We start from the raw sequence: 23596 nt of genomic DNA on the forward strand, positions 1-23596 counted from the left end.
CTTCTTTTGGGTTAGTATAACCTCTTAAGCGTGGTCCGATTTAATTATGCCACTACATTTTGTTGTGTGTTCGCATTTAACTGTTCCATGAATATCTCCTTTGTAAGTTAATGAGAATCTTTCTTCTCATACAGTTACGGAGTCCCATATTTTTTTACGGCATCCCATGTAGTCCAATGATTGGCCAGATATGCAACATAAAAAGGAGCTGAATAATCAACTCTTTTCTTATGCCGTCTATCCTTACCACTGTTTTAACTTATAGCTGTCACACTCTCCCTTAGACTTCTTTCAATATTACCGACATTGTAGGGAGCAACACTATTTTTCGACCCACCTTGAGGACTGCTATTGGCCTCATCTGTCTCTACTGGATAAAACTCTTCAGCTACATCCATCAGACCATCGCTATCAATCTCAAAGCAGGAATTGACATAACCTTGTTTAGCAGCTTCCTCTAATGCCGCTTGATCAAAGCCGTGTTCGCTAAGCTCTTTATCAATTGCCTGTGCATCTTGTACGGCTTGTTTAAGCGTCACATCATCACGCAGCGTTAAATCCACAAAGTAAATCGGCGTGCGATAGCTTTGCGTCGTGCTCTTACCTCTAAGCGTGAGTTGCAGTGGCAAACATGACAGCTTGTTGCCGGATACCGCCGCAAAGTAGCTAAGCCTTGCTGCAAGCGTTCGAATACTATTAAAGCCAGTCGTCCGAAAGATAAATGTACCGAGCTCATCGTCTTCAGACAGATTCACGTACAGTCTGCCATACGGCTTACAAGCCCCGCCTTGTGCCAATGGACAGCGATCAGGTGATGGGCAAGGAAGCTGCTCGACACCATTATTGGTTCTGCGCTGACATTGCTCACCGTCACCCACACATAATGGACGACCTGTCTGTCTATCGAACAGCGTGTACTCAGCACGAAGGTTTAGCTCAGGATCGTTAAACAACATACGTACGGGAATCTGTCTGAGCTTACCGTCGTTATTTGCACGCAGCTTTGCATCGAGTGGATGATTGATCCAGCCATCCTTGTTTTGAACTTGACTGGTAATGGTGAATTGATCGTCTTTGGCAGGCAGACGTTTGCCATCTTTTTCAATGACACGACCAATGCTGATACGACCGAGTACGGGCGGGGTTATCGTGAGACCTTTAATCATGGTGATATTCCTTATGTGTTTTGATGAGCCATAAAAAAGCCCACCTATCTCAGGTGGGCTTTATGCGCTTGCTTGATTCGCTTTAACTGGTTGATTGCTGCGTTGATGATTAAGTGACTGATGGCTTAGTCATTAAGAATGACAAAGCGTCTACTACCTTGCTTGGTTTTACTAAACTGTATGAGCAATTCAGGATGCGCTTTGATAACCGCTTTGCTATCAAGACCGACACTGTCTTTCGAGCGCTTCCATGAAATAGCCCCTTTATCAAACACAGCGACCTCATTGTCTTTGATAAGCGTTTGCAGCTGATGCTTAACCTGATCATGACGCTGTTCGATGTCTTCCATGGATGCGCGGTAGTTTAAGAGTTGCTCAAACAACCTGTTGGCCCCGTCATCGCCTCGTAGATCAACCTTGCTTGATGGTTTAGGCGTTGGATACAGCTGTTTTAATGCTCTTGCTGCTGACTCGCTATGATCAGGGGTTGGCGGAGTGTCTGTTTCTACGTATTGCCAGAACAGACGCTCATGCTCCATGATAGACTCGATTAAACGCTCATCACGCTCAACCTTATAAATCTTAGCCTCGTGTCCGCACAGCAGTACGCAGATATGAGCAGCTTGTTTGCCAGTCACCGCCAGCTGATGTTGTACTTGGCAGGTCACATACAAAGGCACGCCGTCACGCCACAGCTTGGTACCATGTTCACCAGCGGTTTTACACTCTAAAATCTGAACCTCATCATTAGTAGTGATGGCATAGTCTAAATTCGCCAGCATAAAGGCGTTATCAGGATCAGGATGCTGCAAGACAGCATTGACACGCCTAACCTTATTGCCTGTATGCTCTTGGTAGTATTTCGCTACCATGGGTTCAAGCGTATTGCCCCAGTACAGGGGCGAGTAACCCTCGATGCCGTTATTACCACTAGCATCAATGTTTGAGCTCATGCGTCCTGTCTTGATCATCCATAGCTCAAGCATGGACAAGTATGGGTGGATACCACAAGCGGCAGCAGCATCGGAGCTGCCAATTCCTTGTCTGCGTACTTGTAGCCAATCTTCACGGCTTAAGTCTTTGGTATTGACCAAACGCTTAGGCGTGGTTGATGTCTTTGGTTGAGCAGTTTTATTTTGCTTTAGCGTGATTTCTACTGGTTTGACCTTGGTTTTAGATTTAGCGGTTCGGGACGCTTTGCCTGTCATGACTGAACGTTTAGGTTTTAGCTGAGTCGTGTTTATATGATTTAATGCGATCAGGTTCATGGTGAACTCCTTTATTAAGTTTATTCTTGGTGATCTGTAAATGTGCCTTGCTTAATTGACGGCATAAAAAAACCACGCTCAAAGGCGTGGTTAATTCGTTAGACAGAGTAGCTAGGCAATCAAGCGTAGCGCTTCATCGAGGCTTTTGTCCTTGAGCTTAGCACCAGCCCCAAACCAGGCGGAATCCAATCGATGATCTTGCGACATCGCACGGCGTTCATGATCAACAAACTCTGTCATCGCATTCAATAGTCCATAAGCCGTGTCTTTAGCTGACGCCAAATCTGCACCGCGACCTTGACCGTTAAACATGTTCATCACTTGATTCATGGCTTTCGCATTAGGAACCGCATCTTTTTCTTTCTTAGCGGTATTAAACAGAATCAGGCCATCGTCTTTGACATCGTTAAACACACGGTTTAAGTAGTTGGCCGCTTCTGCTTGCGTGACGCGTCTATTGGTTAATTGCTTCATCTCATAGTTAAACGCATCCCACTGGCTGACGGAGACGCCCAATTGCTGCTTGACCTTGTCGGCATCAAAGGTCGTGCTATGCGGTACTTTCACCACGCCGCCATTACCGTTCGCAAGGCTGATCGCTAAGGTGTTATTACATACCACGCGAATATTGGTGAACTGTGCCGTGGTGGCAAGCGTACCATCACACGCGGTTGCTAGTAGCAAATAGCCATGACTAACATCACCGCCACGTAGTGTTGCGGATTGTCCCGTACGAGCGAGTGCCCAGAACTTGCGACCTCCTTTTAACACCCCTGCGGTCTCTAATTCAAAGTCAGCTTGTTCAGTCAGATCACGATAAAACTCCAAAATCTCACTTGGTTGTACTTCTTGGTAGCGCTGACTCACCACTGATAACGGCTCAAGCGTGTCTGAGCGATACAGTACCTTATTGTTGTCATAAGGCATGATCAGGTTTTGCCCTTTATCGTTGGTTGCCATGTAGCTGACATCTGAGGATTCGATACGCCAATCCATCCCAGCCTCGCGTGCCCAGACCTCAATCGGCTGTTTGGGGGATAGCTCGTTGCCAAGACCATGCCAAGGGGTTTCGCCAACGTATGCCATGCTTTCAATTAAATGTGCCATGTTGATACTCCTTTTAAGATTGATTATTTAAACGCTTTGATAATTGATTGAGTAAATAAATGAGGACGTCAGATACTAAAGGTATGCTGACAGGTACTGCATAGATAGCGCGGCATGATAGTCGCTCTTAGTAATGGCGGCTGCATCAGCCGTTGCTGTGCCAGATTAATTACGGTGGCAATAGCGCCACCTGCAACCATCCCGATCATCGGATTAATCTTGTAATACTTACAGACGCTCACCCCAAGACTGACTAAGAGCTTGGGTGAGCACAGATGCTCTGACATGCTTTGCATACTGGTATCCGTATTCTCTAAAACGTGTGCTGAATGACAATGGGGACAGATAGGTTTCATAGAATCTCCTTGATAATGGCGCATAAAAAAGGCCTGCTAAAAGCAGACCTTAATTAGGCGTTGAGGGATAGACGGATAAGATCGCGATGGCTCCTTATCTCATCTCGTGGGGATACTGTATATCTGAAATTATTTTGATATTAAGGGATATCTATGCTGTGGCTTTATTAAACACCCCTCTTACCGAGCTAGTGAGTCATGCTTTGCCCAAAGGTATTCATATTCGGTAAAGACACTTTAAGACGTTGATAGCTACCATCAGGCTTATCAGGACGGGTTAAATACAAAGCAGCATTAACCGCATTCTCGACTTCTTGTAAGTTATTACGATGAATCATTCCAATACCAAGTATGCCGCGGCGTGCAAGACCTTCTTTATGCTTTTTAGTATTTAAGATAAAGCAATAGCCAACGCCTTCAGTAATATCTCGCCATTTTTGTCCCACTTGATCAGCCAAATAGTTGTCCTTGTAATGTTTTGCGCCATCAAAGATCAGCAGCAGATGACAATGAAAGCCACCATTTTTTCCACCATGTTCTAATGACCAAGCATAGCTAAGTAAATGCGTAAAACAAGTATCGCCATTATGAATGGCGTCTCTTAATTTTTTCATATGAAAGTCAAAATCACGAATGGTAATGTGATGACTGATCTCTTGTATGTATTTTAAATCCACTCGAACAAACAACAATCTTGAATGGTCTGATATGAGGGTTCTGATATTAAGCTCTAAGTTTTTGCCATTTTGATTACTCTGATAACGCCACGCACTGTAGTCTTTTTTAATCGCCTTCTCATAACCTGACAGTAACTGAATAAACTGCACCGTCTTTTCATCGTTCCAAAATACGTTATAAGCGTAAGCGTCACCAATAATCATATTGGTGCTTTCTATAAATGCCTGGATAGGTTTTGAGTATCTGAATTCAGAATCAAGGCTAATCATGAACGAGTAATAGAACTCGTTCAATTGACTTTTGATTTGTTGGAAATTGATGGTACCAAATAATACATCTCTAACCAGTCTGTCGACGTTAGAGATAAGCTGTGAGTGATTAACAGGTGAGTAGATCATGGCTTGCTTTCCTATGAATATAAAGTTGAATGGGTGCTACATATATTCATAGGGTTGTGTATTTTTTTACTGTTCAGTGCGGATAGCATCCGCCTTAGTTAAATAGTACCTAATATAACTTATATTATCGTACCGTCTCTTCATGAGTATCCAAAGGCAGGATTTGTGTAAGCCAGCGTTGGGTTTATGAAAATCACAACACAGTAATTCGCTGTGTTTTAGGGAAGAAGGTGAAGATAGAGTTAGCTGATCGTCATTGATGTTACTTTATAATAATCTACTAGCTAAAGCATATATAATTCCTACAACGTGCTAAAGTTATACCGACGTTTTAATGACGTTTTAACGATGTTTTTCTGACGTAAATAATGGTATTTTAATAATAGAGAATTAATAAAAAATAATTTACTTTTAATTATTATATTGAGATAAATAATGAGAAATGTGCGTAGAAATAGTAGCGAGATTTTGATAAAGGAAGAAGAGTATATTGAAAAAAAGGTAAATGCTCTTAGCGTCTACAATGTGTATTGGTGCCTTTCTGAGTTGAGAAAGCGTGGTCAACTATCAACAGGAACTGTATTGAAAAATGACTCCTTTTGTAAATTACAGTTAATAAGGATTTTAAAAGAGCGACGCTACAGCGCTAGAAGTTTAAATACATTTTTAGAAGTCAGTGCTGAAAACAGTATTCCTTTGTCATACGTCAATTGGTTTTACGACGATACAAGAGCTGCACTGTGGTTAAAGATGGTGTTAAGAAATACTATCAACTCAAGTGAATCCATCATCACAGAATCTGATATATCAATTTTTATTCATGATGTTATTTTTAATAGAAAGCTGCTAATTTCGAATAAAAAAATTGTTGAGAGAAGTAGCGACTCACAAGTTGCATTGAAAAAGATAACTTTAGAATTACTAAAAGACACTTACCTTCTCAGCCAAGTAAATTCGAAAGATATTAGATGGCTTACTAATAATGGCGGTAGGGTTAAGATAAACCATATGTATCAATACATGAATAAAATGCATGATCTTAACAACTTGAAAATAAATAAAGAGAATAAAAAAAAGAACGGAGGACGAAAAATACACATGAATAAGGCTGGGTGCCAACAGGCTTTAATTTGTTCTGGCACTATTAAATTTAAAGAAACAGATACAGCTATGCGGCTTTGTCACATACTGGCATCACTTGATTATTGGATGTTCGATACCTATTGGCTTTACAAAGATGGCGACGTTGTAGACAGAGAAACGGCTGATAATAGAGGCCTCTTTATTAGTAATATGGAAGACGTTTGGAATTCGAAGCAAAGGCGTGATCGCAATAAAATCAAGAAAAATCAGGGTATAGATCTCACAAGCGACAATAAGAAAAACCTAAAGTATCTTGCTAAGGCTTGTGGTAAGACACAGCGTGAAGTGTTAAATGACTTAGTTGAATCTGCTTACAGTCAAATGAGAGGTCAGGACATTCAGCTAGACCCATCTTTTCCTAATCAATATAAGGCTTTCGATAAGATAACTCTAGAGAAGCCCTCCAGCTTGCCAAGCGAACATACTGAGAGAGAGGTCATTTCTGAAGACACTTTTCTAACTAAAGATAAGCAAGAGTTAAGTAGCGATTATGATGCAGATCCAGTTGATCAATCGAGATACGATAATGAAGAGGTGCCAGCTGAGACTATTACACCCAAACAAGAAGTTCAACCATTTTACCCTAAAGTAAGTAATAGAAAACCAGCTGAAGATAAAGCCGATACTAATACAGAAAATTATAATCAGTTATGACTTAATATAGGGATAGGTTTTTCTAGCTTGCTGAGTCTAAGCCAACAAGTGCTATAAAGTTTTATCCCTGTCCTACTGTATGGTTTTATATTAAGTTGGCCCTATACGTAGCTCAATTGATTATGATACAGAATTTATTACGTTTAAGAAAATTAGTGCTAATAGACGGCTGTAATAATTTTTCTTAACAGTTAAATACATCAGTTATTCTCAATGTAGACTTGCAGCTCATCAGCTGTGATACCTTGCTCTAATAGCGCTTTGATCAGATCTTGCTTATCAGCATTTTGTAATGAGTCAGGACGTTTGCTTTCTAATGAATGCTCAATCTGCTGACGAGCAGTTTGGAAGTCCACAACTTCGCCTTTGTCTCTTAGTAAGTCTAAAAAATCAGCCCAAACCTGCATGATTTTACGGCGTTCTTCTAAGTGTTGCGCATGGTTATACACTGCGCGAATGCTACTTTTCTTATCATGGGCCATTTGCTTTTCGATCGCATCGCCCATGTAGCCAAGCTCGTTCAGATTGGTTGAAGCGATGTGGCGAAAGCCATGTCCTGTCTGTTTACCAGCATACCCTAGTATATCTAGCGCGTTATTGATGAATTCTTCGCTGTACGGCTGATGCATGCCCGTGTGATAGAAAACATATTCATATTCCCCTGTGATGGCTTTCATTTCTTCTAGCACTGCGAGCATTTGGTCTGATAGTGGTACGACATGCTTACGCGCAATTTTGAGATTGTCGATATCAACACGCCATAAACGGTTAGCAAAATCAATGTGTGACCATTTCATCATACGCAGCTCAATGGTGCGACAAAATGAATAGGCTAAGAATTTCATACCTAATCTAGTTTGGTCGTGACCATGATAACCCTCGATAGCTTGTAGTAGGCCAGGCAGCTCACTGATATCGACATGCTTCATGTGCTGACTTTTGGCTTTAGGATAGAGTTCCTTTAGATCATCGATTGGGTTTTGCTCAATGATACGCTCGCGTTTGGCACGCTTCAAAACATTAGCAACCAAATCAATAGTGCGTCTGGTAACCTCACGTGGTGGTTCACCGTTTTTGTTCACACGCTTTTCGATCTCGTCTGCCATTGATCGGCAGTCTTCAAAGCTTACATCCTTTAAAGCAATGCCTTCAAAATGAGATAACACGTCTTTATGCATACGGTTATAGTCTTGCTGATAGGTACGTGGCTTGACGTTACGTTGTCGTTCAGCAAGCCAGTCTAGCGCATAGTCATTAAATTTTTGGGCATGAATATTGGCAAGCTTATCTTGCCGTTTTTTATTTTTTGGATCAACACCGTTAGCCAATAATGCTTTGATCTCAGTATTGGCTTGTCTGGCCTGAGATAGCGACATGAGTGGATAGGTACCAAGAGTCATACTTTTTTGCTTACCATCAAAGCGATAAACGCTTATCCATGATTTTGTACCCGTGCTACGCACAAAAAGCTGTAATCCATACTTGTCAGTATACTTGTCAGGCCGCAAAGGTATGCACTTCTCACTTGGTTTAAGCTTACGAATTTTGGTATCACTTAGCATGTTGGTCTATTCCTCATACCTACGAGCTATACATTCAAAGCGTTAAGACAATTATGTTGGTCTAAGGCGTATAAATCTAGATCGAATGTTGGTCTAATTACGGTCTATATGAATAATAGACCAACGAATAGACCAACACAAGCGACGTGATAGGTGGGTCGCGTTGGGTGGGGTTGGGAAAACAGCAGACATAAAAAAAACGCTAGACGCGTTATTTATAAAGGGTTTAATTGGTATATGAGTAGAATTGGGTCAAGGTGGGAAAACTAAGATTTTATAAGATTGGCGGTGAAGGAGGGATTCGAACCCTCGATACGCTATGAACGTATACACACTTTCCAGGCGTGCGGTTTCAGCCACTCACCCACTTCACCGTTTTTTGAACGCCTAAGTATAGCGGATACCATTTAAAATGTCACGACTTGCGCGCTATCTTTCTTTATTGGCAAGCGCCTGCTAGGATAGCAAGTATGTAACGGCAAGTATAAATGGTTGAAAGTTGAATGATAAGTTTTAGTAGGCTTAAGTACGGATGTAAGAATAGTGCGCTGATGGCAGTATTACTTGTCGCGACAGGTATTACCCAAGCACACGCTGATGATCTGACCCAGTGTAGCCAGTCTTTTTATGGGGGTGTTTATCCTGAATTTACCAATACCAAGCTAAAAAAAGACACACAAGCGCTATGCATGGATGGCTTTGCGGTCATGTACTCGGGGGTATCGCGTACACCGCTTTGGTCAGCAGAGCATCTCGATCGCACACGTCTACAACAAGCTAAGCAGATCGATCGTGAAGATAGCTTTCACGAAGAGAGTAAACTGCCAAAGTCAGCACGAGCCTCATTATCCGATTATTCAGGCTCTGGCTATGATCGAGGTCATTTGGCACCCAATGCCAATATGGCCAATCGCAGCCAGCAGTATGATAGCTTTAGTTTAGCCAATATTGCTCCGCAGTCACCACGTAACAATCGCTACATTTGGCGTAATATTGAATCTGCCACTCGGTATTTAACGCAGCAATACGGTGAGGTGTATACCATCACGGGTGTGGCATTTACTGATAAAAAAACCAAGCAGCTCGCTAACCGTGTCCTTGTGCCTAGCCACTTCTTCAAAGCGGTATATATCCCAGCAACCAATCAAGCAGGCGTGTATTACGCACCAAATGATGAGTCAGAACGCATCGATGTGATCAGTATCGATGAGCTGACCACTGAGATTGGCATCGATGTATTACCTATGCTAGATAGTCAGTCCAAATCTCAAGCGTTTGATTTACCATTGAAGGCAGGTGAGAGCTCAGATACCCCTGAGGCACCTGTGGAGGAGCCTGAGTGGATGCTATTTGTCTGGGCTATTTTAGAATGGTTAATTGCACAGTTGCAAGCTTAAGCTGAAAGTAAGACCCAAAAATATCCACATTTCGAAAAATATAAAATGTTACTGATAATAAGGATAATCAAATGATTGAGCCATTCGCCAACGACCATCAAAGCATGCAGATTGGTGATCTTGTCATTGAAAATCAAAAAGACAAGATTATTATATATGGTGATATTGATCTCACTTTTGACGAGTTAGGATACGAGCAAGCCCAACAGTTACATGAGCTGTCGGAGAAAATCGTACAAGCATTTTCAGATAAAAATCTATATAGCAAGAACGATACTAAGTCAAAGGAAAATGATGACCAATTAGATAAAGATATCGACAATCCTTTCCTATAAGTCTTTGATATGGTTTTATTTTTACAGAAATAAGAAACTGTAAAAAAATTACTAGGCAAAACCTAAAAATTGCTTATAATGAGTTAAGACATCGCTTGTATCGCTCGAATCTTTAACCAAAAGCTTATAAGTTGTAATGGTAACTATCATTTAAAAAGGTCGAAACCGTAAAGCTCGTAATGAAAGGTTCTAGCAAAGGATAAGCATAGGACAACAGAAACATAACGTTTCGAGTAATCATTGTATGAAGGGAGTCAATCTATGAAATTATTTACAAAGACCACTTTAGCAGTTGCTGGTATTGGTATTGCTAGCATGGCATTCGCCGCTGACCCATTAGCCAACACTACTTGGCAGACATATGATGAAGGCAAGCCAAAAGGTACGGTAAAGATCACTGAGTCAAATGGTGTGTTGACCGGTACTCTTATTGCTACTAACTCAGCTAAAGGCAAAAAGCACGTTGGTACGACTATTATTAAAGGTCTAAAAGCTGATGGTGGTGGTAAATATAGTGGTGGTACGATTACTGACCCTGAAAAAGGCAAAGACTATCGTATGACTGCAAGCTTAAGCGGCAACACGTTGAAGCTAAAAGGCTATATCGGGCCATTCTCTCGTAGCCAAGAGTGGAAAAAGAAATAAACTAAAAAATTAGTTTCAGCTTAATACATAAAAATCCCGCGTTACCGAAAGGTCTCGCGGGATTTTTTACGTTTTAGATTTAAGCTTATGGCTTCAACAGGGGAGAACTTTAAACACTAAAATTATAAACACCGATACTACAGTGGGTAGTATCAGCGCATTTGACAGCAATCTTTAGCTTACTGGAAAGGAGCTTATCTTATAAATTCTGGGTAAGCTTCCATACCACATTCTGCAATATCAGCACCTTCGTACTCGTCTTCTTCAGAGATACGTAGACCGATAACTAGCTTGATGATAGACCAAACCACTAGGCTGGCAATGAATACCCAAGCAAAGATGGTTGCAGCACCCACAATCTGACCGATGAAGGTAGATGCTGGGTTAGTGATAGGTACAATTAGTAAACCGAATAGACCGACCACACCGTGAACTGAGATTGCACCAACTGGATCATCAATCTTGATTTTGTCTAAGGCTAAGATTGATAACACTACAATGATACCGGCGATAACACCAAAGATAGTGGCTTGTAGTGCAGAAGGGGTTGAAGGCTCAGCAGTAATGGCTACTAGACCAGCTAGTGCACCGTTTAGGAGCATGGTTAGATCCGCTTTACCAAAGATGATGCGAGCTAAGATCAAGGCACCGACAGCACCACCAGCAGCAGCAGCATTAGTGTTCAAAAATACTATTGCAACAGAGTTAGCACTAGCGATGTCGCCTAATTTAAGCACTGAACCACCGTTGAAACCGAACCAACCCATCCACAAGATTAGTGTACCGAGTGCCGCCAATGGTAGGTTGGCACCAGGAATAGCACGTATCTCACCGTTAGGACCATATTTACCTTTACGTGAGCCTAAGAGTAGTACACCTGCTAGAGCTGCTGCAGCACCAGCCATATGTACAATACCAGAGCCTGCAAAGTCAGAGAAGCCCATGTCGCCTAGGTTGAATAAACCAAAGACATCGTTGCCGCCCCATGTCCAGCTACCTTCTAATGGGTAGATAACACCAGTCATGACTACAGCAAACAACAAGAATGACCACAGTTTCATACGCTCAGCAACAGCACCTGATACGATTGACATACAGGTCGCTACAAAGACCACTTGGAAGAAAAAGTCTGATGCGGCAGAGTAGACAGAGTCGCCACCGAAGCCGTTTTCAGCAGAGGCTGCTAGAGCGTCTTCTACTAACGTATCACCGCCTGCAATTCCGCTTAAGAATAAATCGCCACCATACATAATCGCATAGCCGCATACCATATACATGATACTAGCCGTTGCAAATAGTGCGACGTTTTTAGTTAAGATTTCGACTGTATTTTTTGATCGGACCAGTCCGGCCTCTAACATAGTGAAGCCTGCTGCCATCCACATGACCAACGCACCACATATCAAAAAGTAAAACGTATCGAGCGCATATTGGAGCTCAAAGATTTGACTTTCCATTTAAATTCCCCCTTGAATTTATAATATAGATATCGGCATTACCGATAGATAAAAATGCTGTAAGAGTCTGTACCTATAAGTTTATGCCCGTAGGTAGGTCTTCAAATTTAGATAGCGTCAGGTCCCGTTTCACCCGTACGGATGCGGATAACTTGCTCAAGTGCAGTGACGAAAATCTTGCCATCACCAATCTTACCAGTGCTAGCGATACGAGTGATTGCCTCGATAGCAGGCTCAACCATCTCGTCGATCACAGCGACTTCGACTTTTACTTTAGGTAAAAAGTCCACCACGTATTCTGCGCCGCGATAGAGCTCTGTATGACCTTTTTGACGACCGAAACCTTTGACTTCAGTGACAGTGACACCTTTAACACCGATGTCGGAAAGCGCTTCACGCACGTCGTCGAGCTTAAACGGTTTTAAGATCGCAGTGATTAGCTTCATAAAAAATTCCTTATTTGTGTGATGCCGCAGATTGATAGAGGTACTATGGTGCATCATCATATCTCTGCCTTGCTTACTGTAAGTTATTCAAGAACTGTGCCAACCTACTCAAGGGGGGAGGTAGAACTGGCGTGTTCATTAAAAAGTAATGACAGTAGTAACATAGAGTATGGGCTACGATGCAACGATTAGAGCCATCGCTACAAGCATAATAAAGGTGAATCAATCTTTAGCGTTTGGTTAACGAAAACTTTATTATAACCAACTTTTTGAGTGCTTGGGGAGGCTATCCCTTTATTTCATGTGACGATTTGCTAACTTGAGTTTGGTCGTTCGCTTGGCCTTTTCATGCAAGCGTATCAAAGATGAATGGCGGGAAGGTAGAGAGAGAATAGAGGTAAGCGGCAGAGCCTAACATAGTAGTCAGACCCCTGGGCTTAGATAGATAAAGGGTTTGGGCGTGTTTATATATACGTCGTTAGGCTTTAGGAAATAGTAGATAAGGGGTTTTTGTACTGACCAATAGCTTTTTAGTGTCGCTACCTTGTAGTAATTCGCGTAGACGAGATTGGCCAAAAGCCCCAGTCATAAGTAAACCGATATCATGCTGATTTTGATAGTAGTTCAAAGCCGCAGCTACATCACGGCAGTCAAGCAATGTCTTTTTGGATTTGATACCCGCCTGTTTGAGTTTGGCGTAGGCTTCACGCAACGCATCACAGTTATCAGAAGTTTCCTTGCCAACCATCACAATATGAACCGTTAGTGCACGCACCAGTGGCGTTTTACACAGCCAATTTAGTAGTTTATGGCACGTTGGACTGTTATCAAACGCAAATAAAGCGGTAGTAGGGGGCAAAAATGGTGCATGTGTCACCAAAATGGGGCAGTGACTGACTCGAATGAGTTGACTTAGTGTTGATTTGCAGGTGACATGATGACCTATAACGATCAATTGTGCTTGGTCATCGACGTAATCAATGCTTTGATTTAGGTTCTCATGACGATGCAGTGTATATGTCTTTAGCTTATGGCGTTGCTGCTCACAATACGAGGTCGCTTGAGATAATAGCAGTCGGCCTTGCGCTTTTAGTTCACAGTTGCTCAGATGCTCTTTGGATGTGAACTGTTCGAGCAAAGCGTTTTCGTCATCAATATTGAGGCAACCAGAATAATTGATAGCGGCTTTTTGCTGCAAGCTTGGCATCGAGTGCAATAAGCCAACAGGCGCGCGCAGGCGAATAGAAGCCCACATACTAGCTTCTAGTACCGCTTGAACATGATCAGGACAGTCCAAGCAAGCAATCACACTATCTGGTTTTAAATTACTCATAAAACGACCACATCATTTTAATAATAAAAATCGGCTATCTCAGTTTATGGTTGGCGTATGCAAAATACATCCAACCCTTTTACTAATATAACTGTCTATTAATATCCGATACATCAGCCATGGACTAATAATACAGCCATATGGCAACCGCGTAGATTCGCTTAACAGTTTCGCTTAGTCTAACAAGCCAATGTCTCGGCGGTCATGAACAGAGAAGCGATCAATCAGTGTTCGACTCGCATTGTTGAGTCCTACCACTTTGACATCAATACCTTCACGTTGCAAGCGCATCACTAGTTTGTCCAAGGTATCAACAGCGCTAACATCCCAAAAATGTGCTTGGCTTACATCAATCTGAATACTATCTACAGCCTCTTTGGTATCAAAACTATGTAAGAACTGGGTAGTAGAGGCAAAGAATACCTGTCCTTGAACATAATAGTAGCGAGTGTTGCTGCTGTCATCATATTCACTAAAGATGGTTAGGAACTGACCAATTTTATTGGCAAATGCCAAAGCAGATAGTAAGACACCTACGCCGACACCGTAAGCTAAGTTGTGAGTAAAGACGGTAGTCAATACAGTCGCTAGCATGACGATATTGAACGACATTGGGTGTGTCTTAAATTCGCGAATAGATTGCCAGTTAAACGTACCAATCGATACCATAATCATGACTGCAACCAAGGCTGCCATTGGAATTTGACTGACCCACTCGCTCAAAAACACGACCATAATCAGAAGGACTACACCGGCTATCAAAGTAGATAGACGCGTACGACCACCTGATTTGACGTTGATCATTGACTGACCAATCATTGCACAGCCTGCCATACCACCAAAGAAACCTGATACGACGTTAGCCATACCTTGACCACGACACTCTTTGTTTTTATCACTTGGTGTATCGGTCAATTCATCGACGATCGTTGCTGTCATCATAGACTCTAAAAGACCAACAATGGCAAGTGCGATAGAATAGGGTGCAATAATCAGCAAGGTATTTAGGTTTAACGGAATGTCAGGTAACAAGAATACTGGCAATGAATCTGGCAAATCACCCATGCTACCAACGTTGCGAATATCGAGATTCATATACATTGCAACAGCGGTCAAACCAACAATACAAATAAGCGGTGAAGGAACGATGCGACCGATTTTAGGAATAAGTGGAAACAGATAAATAATCGCCAAACCAGCTGCCGTCATGATATAAACAGTCATGCCAACACGCTCAGTCATTGGGTTCAGTTCTGGTAATTGCGCAGCAAAAATCAGTATTGCTAAAGCATTGACGAAACCGATAACCACTGAGCGAGAAACAAAGCGCATCAGATTACCAAGCTTTAGAATGCCCATCACGACCTGAATGGCACCACAAAGCAAAGTTGCGGCAAGCAAATATTGCAAACCGTGGTCAGCAACCAAATCGACCATGACCAGTGCCATAGCGCCAGTCGCCGCCGAAATCATACCTGGACGACCACCGACAAAACTGATCACTACCGCGATACAAAATGAGGCATATAAGCCAACCTTTGGATCAACACCAGCGATAATGGAAAAGGCAATGGCTTCTGGAATAAGGGCTAGGGCTACAACCAAACCCGATAAAACGTCACCGCGAACATTGGAAAACCACTCGTCACGCAAGTTATCAATAAAAGATGTCATAAGTAAACTACATAGGGTTAGAGGCAAAAAAAGTAATCATTACTCATTTATAAAATGATCGCGTCGCTAATAATAGCTATTCATTTTTCTTTTACTTCAACATGCACTAGGTCATGTTGCTGTGTTGGATTGTGAGAAATTAATAACCAAAATATCTAACTAATAACCAAAGTATCTAACTAATAACCAAAGTATCTAACTAATAACCAAGATATCTACTGATTTTTTTGGTATCAAAAATACGCTCATCAATAATCAATACGATGATAAGGGCAGTAAATTACCTAAAAATATTTTTTAAAAGATTGCTTAAAGTAGGCGACTAGATAGATGTACCTACAATAATATATAGAGTCAGCAATCACTTGCTGTAGTAGAAGGTGATATATCACTCGTCAAATTATCAAAATTGTCTGATACACCCTTATCACAACGAGAATCGTTAATGAAGAGGCGTGACAATAGCGCGATAAATGTGACAACATGCTAAACTAAAATGCTTGAGCAATGTGCTCAGCACAATACTGATAAATATTAATCAAGCTGACTATTATAGCATTAGCCACTTAATATAAAAACAGGCGAATAATAGCATAAACTCATAAAAAATCAGTACCGAAATCTGAACGATGGCGTTAAGATGCTGCACATCTTAGCGGCGTCGATTAGAGTCGCTATACAGCATACTTATTTGATGCAATTTTTCTCGTTTAATAGAAGGAATAGATATGACCACTAATACAGCAACAGAAGCCTTACTTCATAAGGGTAGTGGTCTACAAGTCGTGGTCGGTTTGGGGCAGTCTGGATTGTCAGTCGCGCATTATCTGGCCAAGCAAGGCTATCAAGTCGCAGTCACTGATGCTCAAGTTACCCCTAAATTGGCCGATAAGTTGCCAGCCGAGATTGAGATTCGTCAATTCGGTGAGATAGATGCCGATTTATTGCAGCAAGCGGCACGTATTATTATTAGCCCAGGTATTTCTCTTGAGACTGCCGCTGTGGCTGCTGCTCGCCAAGCCAATATTCCTGTAGTTAGTGATATTCAACTGTTCTGTGAAGCGTGTACCGCACCCATCGTAGCGATTACAGGTTCTAACGCCAAAAGTACGGTCACTACGTTAGTTGGTCAAATGGCAGCTGATGCTGGCGTTAACGTGGGTGTTGGTGGCAATATCGGTGTACCCGCTTTAACATTGCTAGATAATTCTGATATGGAGCTTGCGGTACTTGAGTTGTCTAGCTTCCAATTAGAAACCGTTACCAACTTGGGCGCAAAGGTAGCAACTGTGCTCAATATGTCGCCTGATCATTTAGATCGTCATGGAGATATGCTTGGCTACCATCAAGCCAAACATCGTATCTTCCAAGGTGCCAAGTCGGTGATGATTAACCGTGAAGATGCGCTCACTCGTCCATTGGTCGCAGACAACCTACCGAGAATTAGTACGGGTATTCATGCCCCTGATAAAGGTCAGTATGGTCTGATTACCGACACAGAGGGCCAAACTTATCTTGCTCGTGGTACAGAACGATTACTGTCGGCAGACAAACTGTTGATTAAAGGTCGTCATAATCTACTGAATGCGCAAGCGGCTCTGGCACTTGGCGAGCTTGCAGGATTGCCGCTAGAGAGTATGCTGACCACTTTGCAGCAGTTCACAGGTCTTGAACATCGCTGCCAATATGTGGCCAATGCTGCTGGTATTGATTATTTCAATGATTCTAAAGGCACCAATATTGGTTCGACCATGGCCGCTATCGAAGGCTTAGGTGCAGTCTATGCGCCAAAAGACGGTAAGCTATTATTGATCTTAGGCGGGCAAGGTAAAGGGCAACAGTTTGGTGAATTGACGCCTTTTATCAATCAATATGTGAGCCAAGTCTTGTTTATTGGTGAAGATGGTCAGCAGATTGAACAACATCTCAGAGCTGCGAAAGTGAGTGATGATGTCGCACTGCATCAGTGTCAGACATTAGAGAATGCCTTTGCGACTATTCAACAAGTCACTACCAGTAGCTTATCGCAGGTGCAGGCTGTATTGTTGTCGCCTGCCTGCGCCAGCTTTGACCAGTATAGTGGTTATGCGGCTCGCGGTGAACACTTTAGCCAACTGGTCAATCAATTAGACACCGCACAATCAGAAGCTTGATAGGTAGTCGAATATATTAAGCAGCTATATAGATTGGCATAGCAGATGTCTCTTCTCTAGCAACAGCCAGTATTTTCTGGATAAATGATTGTTTTGCTTATAGATTACTGCTACTGTCAATCATATAACTTTGACTACTGAAATAGGTGCTAACTCAGGCGTTTGTCGATGGTTAAAGGTTTTTTATCACCATCTATTTAGTACGATTTATTTTATGATTTTTTAAACGGTGGCGTTTCATAGACGCCGTGTTTTTTCGTTTGTTAGTGTATATAAAATTATGGCGCTCTCTTCTTTTTTTCGTTCCTCGCCCCAAACCAAGCAAACCTCTGGCTCAGATGGTGTTCTGTCTATGCCATCAGCGCGCGCAATTTTATTGTCTAGCGTCGGCTGTATGATGGTGCTTAGTCTGCTGATGGTTGCTTCTGCTTCTATTCCTTTTGCGCTCAGCCGCGGTATGACAGAGCTATATTTTTTCAAAAACCAGCTGTTGTATATGACGATTGGTTTAATCGTTGCGGTCATTCCTTATTATGGCGTGTCTTTACGCACCCTTTATAAAACTGAGACCCAGTTTGCTTTGTTAGGCATCACGGGGCTATTGCTTGTTGCCACGTTGTTTAGCACACCAATTAATGGCTCTAAACGCTGGCTCACAGTAGGCGGCTTTAATTTTCAGGTAGCTGAGTTAGCCAAACTGGTCATGATTGTGTTTGTATCTGACTTTGTGGTGCGGCGATCTTTTGAAGTTCGTAATGGCCTAGATGGTTTCTTACGAATTATGTTGGTAGTGGCGCTGATCACGATACTGCTATTGTCGCAGCCAGACTTTGGTTCTTTTGTCGTCATCATTGGTACGCTGTTCGCGATTTTTTATATCGCTGGGGCGCCTTATAAGCATTTCTTAGCATTGGGTGCTGCTGCTATCGGTGGGGCGGTATTGATGGTGACTACGGCAGAGTACCGACTGGTGCGTGTGATGTCGTTTATGGATCCATTTGATGATGTGCAAGATACTGATTATCAGCTGGCACGTAGTTTGATCGCCTTTGGTCGTGGCCAGTTCACGGGTGTCGGCTATGGTGAAAGTGTACAGAAACTGTCGCATTTGCCTGAGGCGCATACGGATTTCTTATTAGCCATTACGGGTGAAGAGTTAGGGTTCGTCGGTGTTAGCATGGTACTCATACTTGAAGCATTGATCATCGGTAGTGCGATGCGTATCAGTTACAACGCGCTGAAACGTCGTCAAATGCGTATGAGCTATACCGCTTTCGGAATCGGTGTGGTGTTTATTGCCCAGACGATTATTAACGCTGCGATGAATATGGGTGCCATTCCAACCAAAGGTCTCACTATGCCGTTCTTTAGTTATGGTGGATCGTCTATGTTGATTAGCTTGGTTATGGTTGCGCTATTATTAAAGATATATAAAGAAAGCCCTGAAATCGAGAAAAGCCAATGCCGTTATTACTAATAGGCTCTATATATAATAGTCTCTGCATAGCTTCAGATTTTCGGTAAATAGTGTTTAGCATTATTGCAATAAAAGCGTCACTCTTAGTGGCGCTTTTTATTGTCTATTTTACGGCTGTTGATGTATTAACTATTTGTTAATAAGATAAATTTAACTGCTGCTTGCCTTGTAGCGGGGTGTTATCCCATTGCGCAATGGCTTGTTCAAGCATATTTTCTGGGGTATCGATATCGACCTTTGCTTGCTGCAGTAGCGATAGTGCTTCAGCAATAAGTTGACTCGGGTTTGATGTGTCGATTGGTTGAGCAAGGTTTTGCTTAGAGAGTTTTTGGCCGTCAGCATTATTAATCAATGGCAGATGATACCATTGGTCAATAGTAGGTAGGCGGGCGGCTTGCATGATACCGATTTGCGCAGTCGTCATAGGTAGAATATCAAGGCCACGCATGATATGACTAACCTGCTGTAGACCATCATCGAGGCTAGCTGCCAGTATGTAATTAATCATACCATCCTGACGACGAGCGACCATATCGCCTAACGTCTGCTGCGGATTATCCCATTGTAGTCCCTGAATACCGTCATTGAAGCCAATCCGATAGTCTGGTAGCTGAATACGTAGCTTATGCTGCTGTCTATCAAGGTCAGCTGCCACACAGCGACGTGGATACCGCTGCCGATTTGGCTGTACTTGGTCAATTAACGAAATCTGTTCGTCTAATAATGTCTGATCGGTCGCCGCGGTTAAGCCGGCACGACTATGGTTTCTACTTATCTCTTCTTGCGCCCAGTACTGTTCTAAGTCCTTACGGGAGCATTGGCAGCCATAGGTCAACGGTCTCAGGTATGATGATAGATAGTCGTTGTAGATATCAATGCGCTCAGACTGATAAATAACATCACCATCCCAATGTAATCCAAGTGCCTCAAGATCCATCAAAATTTGCTCAGTGAACTGTCTATCGCAGCGTTCAGTATCGGTATCTTCCATACGCAACAGCCACTTACCACCAATTGATTTGATATGGCAAAAGCTGGCAAGCGCAGTCGTTAAAGAGCCGAGATGTAATTCACCCGTTGGTGAAGGCGCAAAGCGGCCAATAGGCTGTGATGGTAGCGTTTGAGTCGGCATGGCGGTAAGCATTGTTTTCAAAATAAATGGCTGTCTATAAGAGGTAATAAAGATAGAATAATAAATATGAGTAACAAAAGATATTCATTAAGTGAGATTGTTTTGTTAGTACTGTCATTATTCAGGCGATTGTATTTATCAGAGCAAAGTCAGTAACGCAACAAAATAGTGACAGTCTAAAATACAAAAAGCGACCTATTATAAGGTCGCTTCTGTTTACATTCATATCTGTAATATCTGATCTAAGCGCCTTGGTTTTGACGTTCTTTGATTTCAGATAAGGTTTTGCAGTCGATACATTGGGTAGCGGTTGGACGTGCCTCAAGGCGACGTAATCCAATCTCTACACCACAAGTCTCACAAAATCCATAGTCATCATTTTCGATTTCTAACATAGATTTGTCGATTTTGCGGATAAGTTTGCGCTCACGGTCACGAGTACGTAATGCCAATGCAAACTCTTCTTCTTGAGTGGCACGGTCATTGATGTCTGGCATGGCGCTTGACTCATCTTGGATGTAGTTTTTGGTACGATCCGCTTCGCCAATCAGTTGGTTTTTCCAATCCAATAAAATAGCCTTAAAGTGCTCCAACTGCGCATCAGACATATACTCTTCGTCTTTGGCCGGCACATAAGGAGTAAATTTAACTTCACTCGGATTCGTGGTCAGGGTGCTCATATGGGTATCCTACTTTTTCAAATTAATTCAATAAAACGACGTATCAAAAGACAAGACGTTATTAATGCTACAAACGCTACAATTTGTCCTTTTATCAAACGTTTCACCACTTGGTAATACAAGTAACACAGCTGATCAAATAATATCGTAGACTTTATATACTGACAGTTATATACCGATTGTTAGATAGATTGTTATATAAACTTCGGTTTTAATAATACTGTCTAAAGCATGCCGTAGGTCATTGATTGTGAAAACTGAGCTTGTGGTTAATGGGCCATCCTAGCTATCGTGCAGTGGCTTCATATTAGATATTGGGCCACCCTAGCTTTATTTCATAAGTTGTATCATTGTTTGTAATAATAATGAAGTGATTTTTTATACTGAATGCATATTTTATTTGTTTATTACTGTATTTTTTATCAAAAAATATTGGCGTAAGCTATAATTATAAAGGGCTATAGCTTTTACTAGTACCAATAATTCTGGGCATCAAGTATCCAGTCTTTCAACCCAGCTTGCAACTGTTCCATTGTTGGCTAATTGCAACCAGCGATATCCTGGTAATGCATGCTCATCATAAGAAAAATCATCTTCATAGGGTTTGAACTGATAGCAGGTAGATGGCGTGCTATACACCGTGACGCCTTGGCGCAGTCGAACTTGCTCTTGGTGAGTATGCCCACTGATCACCACTTGTAGCTGTTCAAATGGTGCCATATGCTCCCAAAAGCTCTCAGTGTTTTCTGCCATATGGGTATCAATCCAGTCAGAGTCAACTGGAACAATATGATGGTGTAGGGCGATTAATGCAGGCTTATTACAGGTACTGAGTCTCTCACATAACCAATTAATATCAGTAGGCGTAATCTCGCCTGCGACCTTACCAGAAATGGATGAGTCTAATAACAACAGCTGCCAGAAGTCAGTCTCAATGACATGACGACTTAACAAACGTGAGTCAGCAGGCTGAGCGACAAGCTCTCGCTGAAAAAATGGCAAGTCTTTACCATTCTCGTCCGTCACATCATGATTACCAGCAATACAAGCAAAAGGAATCTGAGTCGCTTGTAATACAGTAAAGATATGATCGTAAATTGAAGACTTTACTCGATTGACCAAGTCACCGGTCACAATAATCAAATCACAGCGAATATCTTCACTAAGCGCCTGCTGAAGCACGGCTTCAAAACTACGCTGACAAGTTACGTCATCACTATAGGTGTTACTTTCATCAACAAAGACAGGCGTCGATAAATGCAAATCAGTAATCTGTAAAATATTTATCGTTTGGTCAGAGGTGCTTAACTTATTGGCAGGATAGTTTGGCATTGGTTCAGTCCCTTATCGAATCACAACAATAAGTATTGTTAGCGCGAGTATGGATAAATGAGCTACTATTTTTCACTGGGTATTTATAATTATCATGAATCTACTATAAAAGAGCACAGCGTTTGCCTTGAGCTTACTTTGACTCTAATCAACGATATTTATACTATCGACTAGTAATATCAAAGTTAAAATCTAGAGCCACCTTATAGTATTATCTAGCTAAAGCATTCATTATATTAATAAAATAAAGTCGAACAAAAAGATAGCGAAAAACAGTCATATTTTATTTATTATAACGTATTTACAGCGACGCTAACTAAAGTTTTATCTTTATTAACTTCGAAAAAATGAGTGCAGTAAAAAATAAAGCAGCTAATATCAAGACGATAGAAAGACCTGTTTGAATATCTAGCCAAATACTGCCCCACACACCAAGTGTCACACCCAGTTGAGCGACTATCAACGCTATAATCACCATTTGTTTTGGCGATGCCGACCATAGACGTGCGGTCAGTGCAGGTAGCACCAATAATCCGCTGATTAATAGACTACCAACCGCCTGTAGAGCAATCGCACAAAACCCTGCCAGTACACCCATAAAAAACAGCCGTTGCCGTGTTGGGTTGATACCTTGAATACGTGCCAATGCTTCATGCGTTGCAAGCTTGATTTGCGCAGGCCAAATATAGATAAGCAGTCCCAAGCCAGCTAATACGCTACCAGCAAGCAAAGGCAAATCTGCCCAATCAAGATCTAATAAGTTGCCGAATAAAAACCCGAGCACATTGGCCTGTTGGTCAGTCAATTGGGTCAAAGCCAGCAATCCTAGGCACAAGAGCGACACTGACACGACTGCCAATACAGCATCCACTGGCAGACGCTCATCATCAATCAAGACCAATCCCAGTACGACCATGACACTGACTAATGCAATGCCGATACCCATTGGTAATTGCCACCACACCGCTAAAGCCACACCTAACAACGTGCCATGGGCTAAGGCATCGGCGAAAAACGCCATACGCCGCCATAATACTAAGCAACCTAACGGCGCTGATAATAACGCTAATATACTGCCAGCGATCCAAGCAGGCGCAATGATGGCTAACCAAGCAGTCATAATGAATGTCCGTAAAATTTTTTATAAAAGAGTAAAGCCGTATTATTTATATGTTTAATAGTTTTGGCTTTAATGAGCTGGAT

General features: G+C 42.0%; 20 protein-coding genes and 1 tRNA gene. 6 read left to right on the forward strand and 15 right to left on the reverse strand.

Annotation, left to right across the window (positions count from 1 at the left end; translation table 11 throughout):
- Window positions 1-254: 254 nt before the first annotated feature.
- The 5 genes from FQV37_RS07415 to FQV37_RS07435 all read right to left on the reverse strand — a co-directional run bounded on the left by FQV37_RS07415 (window position 255) and on the right by FQV37_RS07435 (window position 4973).
- A complete protein-coding gene (locus FQV37_RS07415; protein ID WP_102093149.1) occupies window positions 255-1166 on the reverse strand; it encodes a recombination directionality factor in 912 nt (303 codons plus the stop codon).
- A gap of 125 nt (window positions 1167-1291) precedes the next feature.
- Entirely contained in the window at window positions 1292-2374 is a 1083-nt protein-coding gene (locus FQV37_RS07420; RefSeq protein ID WP_167514308.1) for a YqaJ viral recombinase family nuclease, read from the reverse strand.
- A 171-nt stretch (window positions 2375-2545) separates the two neighbouring features.
- Window positions 2546-3541, reverse strand: coding sequence for a DUF932 domain-containing protein (locus tag FQV37_RS07425; RefSeq protein WP_160022056.1), 996 nt, complete (start codon window positions 3539-3541; stop codon window positions 2546-2548).
- Window positions 3542-3609: 68 nt separating this feature from the next.
- The gene (locus tag FQV37_RS07430; protein ID WP_160022058.1) at window positions 3610-3897 is read right to left on the reverse strand and encodes a hypothetical protein; all 288 of its coding nucleotides are present in this window, start codon (window positions 3895-3897) and stop codon (window positions 3610-3612) included.
- 188 nt (window positions 3898-4085) lie between these two features.
- A complete protein-coding gene (locus FQV37_RS07435) occupies window positions 4086-4973 on the reverse strand; it encodes a YagK/YfjJ domain-containing protein (RefSeq protein ID WP_160022060.1) in 888 nt (295 codons plus the stop codon).
- Between the two features lie 435 nt (window positions 4974-5408).
- On the opposite strand from FQV37_RS07435, the gene FQV37_RS07440 reads away from it, so the two are divergent.
- Window positions 5409-6770: a hypothetical protein gene (locus FQV37_RS07440; protein ID WP_160022062.1), complete on the forward strand. Its 1362-nt coding sequence runs from the start codon at window positions 5409-5411 to the stop codon at window positions 6768-6770.
- 200 nt (window positions 6771-6970) lie between these two features.
- On the opposite strand, the gene FQV37_RS07445 is transcribed toward FQV37_RS07440, so the two are convergent.
- Window positions 6971-8332, reverse strand: a complete 1362-nt coding sequence (locus tag FQV37_RS07445; protein ID WP_160022064.1) for a tyrosine-type recombinase/integrase — start codon at window positions 8330-8332, stop codon at window positions 6971-6973.
- A gap of 283 nt (window positions 8333-8615) precedes the next feature.
- Window positions 8616-8706: transfer RNA gene (locus tag FQV37_RS07450), tRNA-Ser, on the reverse strand.
- A gap of 177 nt (window positions 8707-8883) precedes the next feature.
- Here FQV37_RS07450 and FQV37_RS07455 point away from each other — a divergent pair.
- The 3 genes from FQV37_RS07455 (at window position 8884) to FQV37_RS07465 (ending at window position 10709) form a co-directional block, all read left to right on the forward strand.
- Complete coding sequence (locus FQV37_RS07455; RefSeq protein ID WP_201548412.1) at window positions 8884-9729, forward strand: DNA/RNA non-specific endonuclease; 846 nt, start codon at window positions 8884-8886, stop codon at window positions 9727-9729.
- A gap of 71 nt (window positions 9730-9800) precedes the next feature.
- Window positions 9801-10064 carry a hypothetical protein gene (locus tag FQV37_RS07460; RefSeq protein ID WP_160022066.1) on the forward strand — a complete coding sequence of 88 codons (264 nt, stop codon included), beginning with the start codon at window positions 9801-9803 and terminating at the stop codon, window positions 10062-10064.
- 261 nt (window positions 10065-10325) lie between these two features.
- On the forward strand, window positions 10326-10709 hold the full coding sequence (locus FQV37_RS07465) for a DUF2147 domain-containing protein (protein ID WP_101205965.1): 384 nt from the start codon (window positions 10326-10328) through the stop codon (window positions 10707-10709).
- A gap of 194 nt (window positions 10710-10903) precedes the next feature.
- On the opposite strand, the gene FQV37_RS07470 is transcribed toward FQV37_RS07465, so the two are convergent.
- The 4 genes from FQV37_RS07470 to FQV37_RS07485 form a co-directional block, all read right to left on the reverse strand.
- Window positions 10904-12166 (reverse strand): ammonium transporter, encoded by a 1263-nt coding sequence (locus tag FQV37_RS07470; RefSeq protein ID WP_160022069.1) that lies wholly within the window; start codon window positions 12164-12166, stop codon window positions 10904-10906.
- Window positions 12167-12273: 107 nt separating this feature from the next.
- Window positions 12274-12612 carry a P-II family nitrogen regulator gene (locus FQV37_RS07475; RefSeq protein ID WP_010197981.1) on the reverse strand — a complete coding sequence of 113 codons (339 nt, stop codon included), beginning with the start codon at window positions 12610-12612 and terminating at the stop codon, window positions 12274-12276.
- A 478-nt stretch (window positions 12613-13090) separates the two neighbouring features.
- The gene (locus FQV37_RS07480; protein WP_102092102.1) at window positions 13091-13945 is read right to left on the reverse strand and encodes a universal stress protein; all 855 of its coding nucleotides are present in this window, start codon (window positions 13943-13945) and stop codon (window positions 13091-13093) included.
- Window positions 13946-14119: 174 nt separating this feature from the next.
- Window positions 14120-15619 carry a SulP family inorganic anion transporter gene (locus FQV37_RS07485; protein ID WP_160022071.1) on the reverse strand — a complete coding sequence of 500 codons (1500 nt, stop codon included), beginning with the start codon at window positions 15617-15619 and terminating at the stop codon, window positions 14120-14122.
- Window positions 15620-16347: 728 nt separating this feature from the next.
- On the opposite strand from FQV37_RS07485, the gene murD reads away from it, so the two are divergent.
- Together murD and FQV37_RS07495 are read left to right on the forward strand one after the other, a co-directional pair.
- Window positions 16348-17772: a UDP-N-acetylmuramoyl-L-alanine--D-glutamate ligase gene (gene murD / locus FQV37_RS07490; protein WP_160022073.1), complete on the forward strand. Its 1425-nt coding sequence runs from the start codon at window positions 16348-16350 to the stop codon at window positions 17770-17772.
- 280 nt (window positions 17773-18052) lie between these two features.
- Window positions 18053-19249: an FtsW/RodA/SpoVE family cell cycle protein gene (locus tag FQV37_RS07495; RefSeq protein WP_179799106.1), complete on the forward strand. Its 1197-nt coding sequence runs from the start codon at window positions 18053-18055 to the stop codon at window positions 19247-19249.
- Between the two features lie 136 nt (window positions 19250-19385).
- On the opposite strand, the gene gluQRS is transcribed toward FQV37_RS07495, so the two are convergent.
- From gluQRS to FQV37_RS07515, 4 genes are all read right to left on the reverse strand, one after another.
- The gene (gluQRS, locus tag FQV37_RS07500; RefSeq protein WP_160022075.1) at window positions 19386-20381 is read right to left on the reverse strand and encodes a tRNA glutamyl-Q(34) synthetase GluQRS; all 996 of its coding nucleotides are present in this window, start codon (window positions 20379-20381) and stop codon (window positions 19386-19388) included.
- A gap of 242 nt (window positions 20382-20623) precedes the next feature.
- Window positions 20624-21061, reverse strand: coding sequence for an RNA polymerase-binding protein DksA (gene dksA, locus FQV37_RS07505; RefSeq protein ID WP_057762021.1), 438 nt, complete (start codon window positions 21059-21061; stop codon window positions 20624-20626).
- A gap of 492 nt (window positions 21062-21553) precedes the next feature.
- Window positions 21554-22393 carry a metallophosphoesterase gene (locus tag FQV37_RS07510; protein WP_160022077.1) on the reverse strand — a complete coding sequence of 280 codons (840 nt, stop codon included), beginning with the start codon at window positions 22391-22393 and terminating at the stop codon, window positions 21554-21556.
- Window positions 22394-22709: 316 nt separating this feature from the next.
- On the reverse strand, window positions 22710-23513 hold the full coding sequence (locus tag FQV37_RS07515) for a metal ABC transporter permease (RefSeq protein WP_160022079.1): 804 nt from the start codon (window positions 23511-23513) through the stop codon (window positions 22710-22712).
- Window positions 23514-23596 lie beyond the last annotated feature (83 nt).

This window comes from Psychrobacter nivimaris (assembly GCF_009812035.1).
Lineage (GTDB): Bacteria > Pseudomonadota > Gammaproteobacteria > Pseudomonadales > Moraxellaceae > Psychrobacter > Psychrobacter nivimaris.